Genomic DNA, 8,423 nt, shown 5'->3' with positions numbered 1-8,423 from the left:
GGCACGGCGGACCGGGCGGCCCCCGGCGGCTCCGGGCTGCTGCCCGCGGTGCCGGTGACGGCCGATCTGCGCGAGGCCGGGGCGCTGGGCCTGGCCGGTCCCCGCACCCGGCTGTCCGGGCTGGCCCGCGCGGTGGTGGCGCAGCTCGCCGCGCTGCACTCCCCCGACACCCTGGAGATCGTCCTGATCGCGGCGGACCGCTCGCGCCCCGCGGAGGAGCGCACCGCCGAGTGGTCCTGGCTCGGCTGGCTCCCGCATCTGCGTCCGGGCCACGGCCAGGACTGCCGTCTGCTGCTCGCCTACGACCGCGAACAGGCCACGGCCCGCACCGGCGAGCTGCTGCGGCGCCTGGAGGACCAGCAGGCGGAGGTGCGCAACGGCACGCGCGTGCCCGCCCGCCCCACCGGCAACCAGTCCCGCGCCGCGCACCGGCCCTCGTGGGCCCGTGCGGACGAGGGCCGACCGGAGACGGACGGCTTCGCCGGGCCGTACACGGTGGTGGTCGTGGACGGCGACCCCGGAGGCGCCGCCGTGCGCGAGGCGGTGGCGCGGCTGGCCCTTGAGGGCCCGCGCGCGGGGATACATGTCGTGTGTCTCGCCGAGACGGCCTCCGCCTCGCCCGCGTCACCGGTGACGGAGACCTACGAGGCGGCGTGCGCGGTGGCCCCGGTGTTCCGGGACTGCGGCGCGGTCGCGCTGCTGAGCGGGGACGTGGCGACGGCACTGCGGCTGATGCGGGTCGCCCGCACCGCGCCCTCCGCAACCGCCGCCCCGGGCCCGGAAGCACCCGGCGCCACCACACCGTCCGTAGCCGCCGCATCCGGCGCCACCGCACCGGGCGACGGCTCCGCCGCGACCACGGCCGGTCCGGTCGGCCCCGGCACCGTGGCCGTCGTGGACGCCGTGTCGCTGCCCTGGGCGGAGCGGTTCGCGCGGGCGCTGGCCCCGCTCAGGACGGACGGCTCGGGAACGGAGCGGCAGACCCGCGTCTCGGTGCCGTTGCCCCAAGCGGCCCGCCTGCTGGACGAGTTGGGGCTCGCTCGGGCCACCCCGGCGTCGCTGATGGCGCGTTGGGCGGACGCCGCCGACGACGACCAGGCACTCGGCGGCCGGGCCCGGGCCGTGCTCGGCGCCGGTGCGCGCGGCCCGGTCGGCGTGGACCTCGCCGCCGACGGCCCGCATCTGCTGATCGAGGGCCCGCCGGGCAGCGGCCGTACGGAACTGCTGCGTGCGGTGATCGCCTCGCTGGCCGCCGCCGAGCGCCCCGACCGGCTGGGCATCGTCCTGATGGACGGCCGCGACAGCGCGGGCGCCGCGGGCACCGCCTCCCCGGGAGGCGGCCACGGCGAGGGGCTGCGCGTGTGCACGGACGTCCCGCATGTGACGACCCATCTCACCGCCAACGACCCCGTGCGCATGCGGGAGTTCGCCCAGTCCCTCAGCGCCGAGCTGAAGCGGCGGGCCGAACTGCTCGGCCGCGCCGGGTTCACCGAATGGCACACCGGCCGCGAGCTGTCGGGCCGCATCGTCTCCCAGCGGACGTCCGGCGCGAGCGCCACCGGTGACCTGGACAGCCCGCCCAGCTCGACGATGCGACTGCGTCCTGGCGCGGCCCGCCGGCAGACGGAGGCGGCGCCGCCGCTGCCCCGCCTGGTGGTGGTCGTGGACGACCTGGACGCCCTGGTCTGCCCCGCGCTCGGGTCGCCCGGCAGGCCCGCGGCGGGCTCCGTCATGCGCGCGCTGGAGGCGGTGGCCCGCGAGGGCGACCGGCTCGGCGTCCATCTGGTGGCCGCGACCGCCCCCGGAGGCCGTACGGCCGAGACGGAACCCGCACGGCGGGCCACCCTGCGCGTGATGCTGGAGGCCCCCGCGAGCGGTCCGGACGAGCCGGCTCCCGGCCGTGGCCGGCTGGTCCGGCCCGACGGCCGGTCGGCCCCCTTCCAGGGCGGCCGCGTCACGGGCCGCATCCCGCGCACGGCGACCCTGCGCCCCACGGTCGTCGCCCTCGACTGGCAGCGCATGGGCGACCCCCCGACCCGCCGCCCCGTACGAGAACTGGGCAACGGCCCCACCGATCTCGCCCTCCTGGCCAGCGCGCTGGAGCGGGCGGCGCGAGAGGTGTCGGCATCGGAGGTGCCCTCGCTTCTGTGATCGGGGGCGCCCTCGCTTCTGCAGGAGGGGTGCCCGCCGGAGGCAACCGTCACGAGGCGGTCACGATCCCCCGGTTGACAACCGACGCGCACTTGCCGACCCATTCCGACGGGCGTACACCAGATCCACGGGACAGCGCTCGACGTTCGACGAAGATCGAAGAACGGGGCAGTGATGCGCAGCACGAGCAGCAAGAACCGAACCATCAGGGCCGTCAAGCCCGCCGCCGCCCTCCTCGCGACGGCGCTCGCGCTGGCGCTCACGGGATGTGGCGGCAGCGACGACAACAGCAACAGCGGCTCCAAGACGAGCGGGAGCACGAGCGGCAGCAGCGTGACGCTGCCCAAGCTCAACGGCCAGACCCTCGAGGTCGCCGCCGTGTGGACCGGCGCCGAGCAGAAGAACTTCATGAAGGTGATGGACGAGTTCAAGAAGCGGACCGGCGCCAAGATCAACTTTGTTCCGACGGGCAACAACACCTCCACCTTCCTCGGTACCAAGATCCAGGGCGGCAAGCCGCCGGACGTCGCGTTCCTGCCCCAGGTGGGTGTGCTGCACCAGTTCGCGGACAAGGGCTGGCTCAAGCCCCTGGGCGCGGAGGCCAAGGCCCAGCTGGACAAGAACTTCTCCAAGGGCTGGGTGGACCTGGGCGCCTGGAAGGGCAAGCAGTACGGCGTCTACGCCAAGGCCGCCAACAAGTCCCTGGTCTGGTACAACACGGCGGCCTTCCAGGCGGCCGGCATCACCAGCACGCCCAAGACCTGGAAGACCTTCCTCAGCACCGCGCAGACGCTGTCGGACGCCGGTTCCCCGGCCGTCTCGGTCGGCGGCGCGGACGGCTGGACGCTCACGGACTGGTTCGAGAACGTCTACCTCTCGCAGGCCGGGCCGCAGAAGTACGACCAGCTCGCCGCCCACAAGATCAAGTGGACGGACCCCTCGGTCAAGCAGGCCCTGACCACGCTCGCCCAGCTGTGGGGCAAGAACGACCTGCTCGCGGGCGGCAACAAGGGCGCGCTGAACACGGAGTTCCCGAAGTCGGTCACCCAGACCTTCTCCGGTGACAACCCGGCGGCGATGGTCTTCGAGGGCGACTTCGTGGCCGCGAACATCAACGGCGACACCAAGGCCAAGATGGGCACGGACGCCAAGGTCTTCCCGTTCCCGTCCGTCGGCGCCAACCCGCCCGTGGTCAGCGGCGGTGACGTCGCCGTGGCGCTCAAGGACGGCAAGGGCCCCCAGGCCCTGCTGACCTTCCTGGCCTCCACGGACGCGGCCCAGATCTGGGCGGCGCAGGGCGGCATCCTCTCCCCGAACAAGGAGATGGACATGTCGTCGTACAAGGACGCCATCACCAAGCAGATCGCCCAGGCCCTGCTCGCGGCCGGTGACAACTTCCGCTTCGACATGTCCGACCAGGCACCCGCGGCGTTCGGCGGCACGGCCGGCGTGGGCGAGTGGAAGGACCTGCAGGACTTCCTGCGCAACCCGAAGGACATCGCCGGCACCCAGCAGAAGCTGGAGACCGACGCGGCCAAGGCCTACGCGACGGGCTGACGGCCGGCCATGACGTCAGTTGCGAATACGACTGGGGGCGCCGGCGCACTGCCGACGCCCTCCGTCTCGCCGCGCAAGAGCGTCACGGGGACACGGCTGTGGGTGGCGGTGCTGTTTCTGCTGCCCGCGCTGGTGCTCCTCGGTGCGCTCGTGGTCTACCCGATCGGGTACTCGATCTGGCGCAGTCTCTACGACGCCGACGGCTCCGGCTTCGTGGGGCTCGACAACTACGGCGACATCTTCTCCAACGACGCCACCCTGACCGCCGTACGCAACACCGCGATCTGGGTCGCGGTCGCGCCCGCCGTCGTCACCGCGCTCGGCCTGATCTTCGCCGTGCTGACCGAACGGGTGCGCTGGGGAACGGCGTTCAAGCTGCTCATCTTCATGCCGATGGCGATCTCCATGCTCGCCGCGGGCATCATCTTCCGTCTGGTGTACGAGCAGGACCCCAACCTGGGCGCCGCCAACGCGGTCGCCAAGTCCTTCCACGACACGTTCGTGTCGTCGTCGGTGTATCCGGGCGCCCGGCCCAACGCGACGGCGAGCGACCTCAAGGCCTCCGGCGGCGGGTCGTTCACCACGACGGGCACCGTGCACGCGGGCACACCGGCCCTGCTCCCCCTCGTCGGCATCGCGCCCAACCGGCTGCCCGGCAGCCCCGAGAACGCGAAGGCGGCGACGGGTTCCGGCGTGAGGGGCACCGTCTGGCTGGACTTCAAGCTGGGTGGCGGCGGCACCAAGGGCCAGATCGACCCCGGTGAGAAGGCGCTGAAGGGCGTGAAGGTGGAGGCGGTGAAGGACGGCAGGACGGTTGCCTCCGCCAAGACCGGCGCCGACGGCACCTTCAGCCTCCCGGACAAGGCCGACGGCGCCCAACTGAGGCTTCCCGCCTCGAACTTCTCGGCGCCGTACAACGGCATCGACTGGCTCGGACCGACCCTGGTCACCCCCGCCATCATCGGCAGTTACGTATGGATGTGGGCGGGCTTCGCGATGGTGCTGATCGCGGCGGGGCTCTCGGGCGTGGACCGCAACCTGCTGGAGGCGGCGCGGGTCGACGGGGCCAACGAGTGGCAGGTGTTCCGCAGGGTCACCGTGCCGCTGCTCGCACCGGTCCTCGCGGTCGTCCTCATCACGCTGATGATCAACGTGATGAAGATCTTCGACCTGGTCTACATCATCGCCCCGCAGCCGAGTCAGCCCGACGCCAACGTCCTCGCGCTGCAGCTGTTCCTGTCGTCGTTCGGCGGCGGCGGCAACGAGGGCGTGGGCAGCGCGATCGGCGTCATCCTGCTGCTGCTCGTCCTGCCGGTGATGTGGGTCAACATCCGTCGTCTGCGAAGGGAGCGTCAGCGGTGACCACCCTCGACACGACCGTGCGCGCCAAGCGCTCCCTCGCCTCCCGCCTCGCGAGCCGGGCGAGCGGCGGGGTGCTGCAGGTGTTCCTGATCCTGGTCGCCCTGTTCTGGCTGGTACCGACCCTGGGGCTGCTGGTCTCGTCGTTCCGCGACCCGACCGACATCGCCGCCTCGGGCTGGTGGAAGGTGTTCACCGCGCCGGGGCAGCTGACAGCCAAGAGCTACAAGTCGCTCCTGGAGAACGACGCGATCACGCAGTCGCTGCTGAACACCATCTGGATCACCGTGCCGGCCACGCTGCTCGTGGTGCTGATCGGCGCGATGGCCGGATACGCCTTCGCGTGGATGGACTTCAAGGGGCGCGACTGGTGGTTCCTGGTCGTGGTCGCGCTGCTCGTCGTGCCCGTCCAGATCGCCCTGATCCCGCTCGCCGACCTCTTCGGCAAGATCGGGATCTTCGGCGACATCATCGGCGTGGTCCTCTTCCACGTCGGCTTCGGCCTGCCGTTCGCCATCTTCCTGCTGCGGAACTTCTTCGCGGAGATTCCGCGTGAACTGCTGGAGGCGGCACGGCTGGACGGCGCCGGCGAGACCCGGCTGTTCCTCACCGTCGTCCTGCCGCTGGGCGCACCGGCGATCGCCTCGCTGGGCATCTTCCAGTTCCTGTGGGTGTGGAACGACATGCTGGTCGCGCTGGTGTTCTCGGACTCCGAGTCGCAGCCGCTGACGGTCGCACTGCAGCAGCAGGTACGGCAGTTCGGCAACAACATCGACGTGCTGGCACCCGGCGCGTTCATCTCGATGGTGATCCCGCTGGTCGTGTTCTTCGCGTTCCAGCGGCAGTTCGTGTCCGGCGTGATGGCGGGCGCGGTGAAATAGCCCTTACAACAACGGAATCGAGGGGTCGGGACGTCACGGTCCCGGCCCCTTTTGTTCACCCGAGATCCCCCGTATGCCGTACGGGACGTAACCAAGTCACTCCATCGGCCGTTCCCGGGCAAGGCCCAGTCGTCCGCGCCGACCCATGGATGTGCCTTGCCCAGGTTCAGTGTCATCGTCCCCGCGTACAAGGTTCAGGCGTATCTCCACGAGTGCCTGGACTCGGTGCTGTCCCAGTCGTACCCCGATCTCGAACTGATCGCGGTCGACGACTGCTCGCCGGATGCGAGCGGTGCGGTCATCGACGAGTTCGCCGCCCGCGACCCGCGCGTCAGGCCCGTGCACCTGAGCGAGAACCAGGGCCTGGGCGGCGCCCGCAACGCCGGTCTGCGGCGGGCGACCGGCGACTACCTGATCTTCCTGGACGGCGACGACACCCTCACCCCGCACGCCCTGCGCTCGATCGCCGACCGGCTGAAGGAGGCCGGCGAGCCGGACGTCCTGGTCTACGACTACGCGCGCACCTTCTGGTCGGGCGAGAGCGTCCGCAACGTGGCCTCCGCGCAGCTCACCGAGCAGGGCCCGGCCCCCTTCCGCCTCGAGGACCGCCCGGGCCTCCTGCAGCTGCTGATGGTGGCCTGGAACAAGGCGTGCCGGCGGGAGTTCGTCGAGCGCGAGGGCTTCGCCTTCCCGCCGGGCTACTACGAGGACACCCCGTGGACGTTCCCGGTCCTGATGGCCGCCGAGTCGATCACGACCCTGGACCGGGTCTGCGTGCACTACCGCCAGCGCCGGCAGGGCAACATCCTCGGCACGAGCAGCCGCAAGCACTTCGACGTCTTCGCCCAGTACGACCGGGTCTTCGCGTTCCTCGACGCGCACCCCGAACTCGCGCACTGGCGGCCGGTGTTGTTCCGCCGCATGGTCGACCACCTCGTCAAGGTCTTCGCCCACCGCGAGCGCCTGCCCCGCGGCTGCCGCGCCGAGTTCCTGCGCAGGGCCCGCGCCCACTACCGCCGTCACCGCGTCCCCGGCCTCCAGCTCCCGCTGCGCTCCCGGGTGCGCCACACGCTGATCCGCTGCGGCCTGCACCGCACGTACCGCCTGCTGCAGTTGGCGGCTGCCCTGCGCCGCAGGTCGGCCAAGCTCGCCGTCAAACTCCTGCGCGCCGCACGGGCGTCGGCGCTGCGTCTGCACTACCGCGTCCAGCTCCGTCTGCCCCTGCGCACCGACCGCGCCGTCTTCACCGCGCAGGACGGCCGGGGGCACGGCGGCAGCCCGGGCGCCCTGGAGGCCGCGTTCCGCACTCTGGTGCCGCACATCCGCACGGCGTGGATCGCCCGCCCCGAGCACCAGCACACCGTCCCGCCGGCCACCGCACGCGTGAGCCCCGGAACGGCCGCCTACTGGACGGCGCTGGCCCGCTCCAAGTACCTGGTCGGCAGCGCCGGTTTCGACCGCCGGCTGGTCAAGCGGCGCGGCCAGGTCCTCGTCCAGACCCACACCGGCACCCCGCTGGGGCACGCGGGCCTGGACCTCCAGGAGCGCCCGGCGGCCGCCCGGGACACGGACTTCGCCGCGCTCCTCGACGACGTCGACAAGTGGGACTACGTCGTGTCCGCCAACCGCCACTCCACGCTGACCTGGGAGCGCGTGCACCCCGGCGGCTACACGACGCTCGAATACGGCTGTCCCGCCAATGACGTGTTCCAGAAGGCGACTTCGGCGGACGTGAGCCGGCTGCGCGAGGCGTTCGGCATCCCGGAGGACACCGTCGCCCTGCTGTACGCGCCCGCCCGCCGCGACCATCTGCGCACCCAGCAGCCGGTCCTCGACCTGGAGCGCGTCCTGCGCCGGCTCGGCCCGCGCTTCGTCGTCCTGGCCCGCCCCCACGGCCCCGTCCCGCAGGGCGCACGGATCATCGACGTCACGGGCCATCCGAGCGTGGAGGACCTCTGCCTCGCCTCGGACGCCCTGCTCACCGACTACGCGTCGCTCATGTTCGACTACGCGGGCCTGGACCGCCCGATCGTGATCCACGCCCCCGACGACGACTGGGCGGCGTACCAGGCCTGTCGCGGAACCTACTTCGACCTGCGCTCCTACCCGCCGGGCGCGGTGGCCCGGAGCGAGGACGAGCTGATCGACATCTTCGCCACCGGTCACTGGCGCGGCTCCCGCTCCACGCAGCTGCGCACCGCCTTCCGCGAGCGGTTCTGCCCGTACGACGACGGGCGCGCCGCCGAGCGGGTCGTGCGCCGTGTCGTGCTGGGCGGCAGTGGGTTGCCGCCGGTGATCCCGTTCGCCGAGCGCCATCCCGTGCCGTCGGGGTCCGCCCTCCTCGCGCGTGTCCCGCACGCCACCGTGCCGCAGCCCGCCCATCCGCAGGCCGTCACCGACAGCCTCTGAACGCCGTTCTCACTCCGGGGAGTTCGCATGCCCTCCAGCCCTTCGCGGCCCACACCGAGCCGACCG

At 72.1% G+C, this 8,423-nt stretch carries 5 protein-coding genes; all 5 read left to right on the top strand.

The genetic code is table 11. The annotated features are described in order from the left end of the window. A partial coding sequence (locus tag JYK17_RS37505) for an FtsK/SpoIIIE domain-containing protein (RefSeq protein ID WP_261996576.1) occupies positions 1–2,151 on the top strand: 2,151 nt, incomplete at its 5' end. A gap of 174 nt (positions 2,152–2,325) precedes the next feature. Continuing rightward, a complete protein-coding gene (locus tag JYK17_RS37500) occupies positions 2,326–3,708 on the top strand; it encodes an ABC transporter substrate-binding protein (RefSeq protein ID WP_128802095.1) in 1,383 nt (460 codons plus the stop codon). Positions 3,709–3,717: 9 nt separating this feature from the next. Then, positions 3,718–5,070 carry a carbohydrate ABC transporter permease gene (locus tag JYK17_RS37495; RefSeq protein ID WP_108013762.1) on the top strand — a complete coding sequence of 451 codons (1,353 nt, stop codon included), beginning with the start codon at positions 3,718–3,720 and terminating at the stop codon, positions 5,068–5,070. Beyond that, entirely contained in the window at positions 5,067–5,948 is an 882-nt protein-coding gene (locus tag JYK17_RS37490; RefSeq protein WP_108013761.1) for a carbohydrate ABC transporter permease, read from the top strand. Before JYK17_RS37495 ends, JYK17_RS37490 begins: the two co-directional genes overlap by 4 nt. 156 nt (positions 5,949–6,104) lie before the next feature. Further along, positions 6,105–8,357, top strand: coding sequence for a bifunctional glycosyltransferase/CDP-glycerol:glycerophosphate glycerophosphotransferase (locus tag JYK17_RS37485; RefSeq protein WP_222812145.1), 2,253 nt, complete (start codon positions 6,105–6,107; stop codon positions 8,355–8,357). The last annotated feature ends 66 nt before the right edge of the window (positions 8,358–8,423 follow it).

The sequence above is a fragment of the Streptomyces plumbidurans genome, assembly GCF_019857225.1.
GTDB lineage: Bacteria > Actinomycetota > Actinomycetes > Streptomycetales > Streptomycetaceae > Streptomyces > Streptomyces plumbidurans.
The sequence above is the reverse complement of the archived record's forward strand: the minus strand, read 5'-3'. Positions and strand labels throughout refer to the sequence as shown.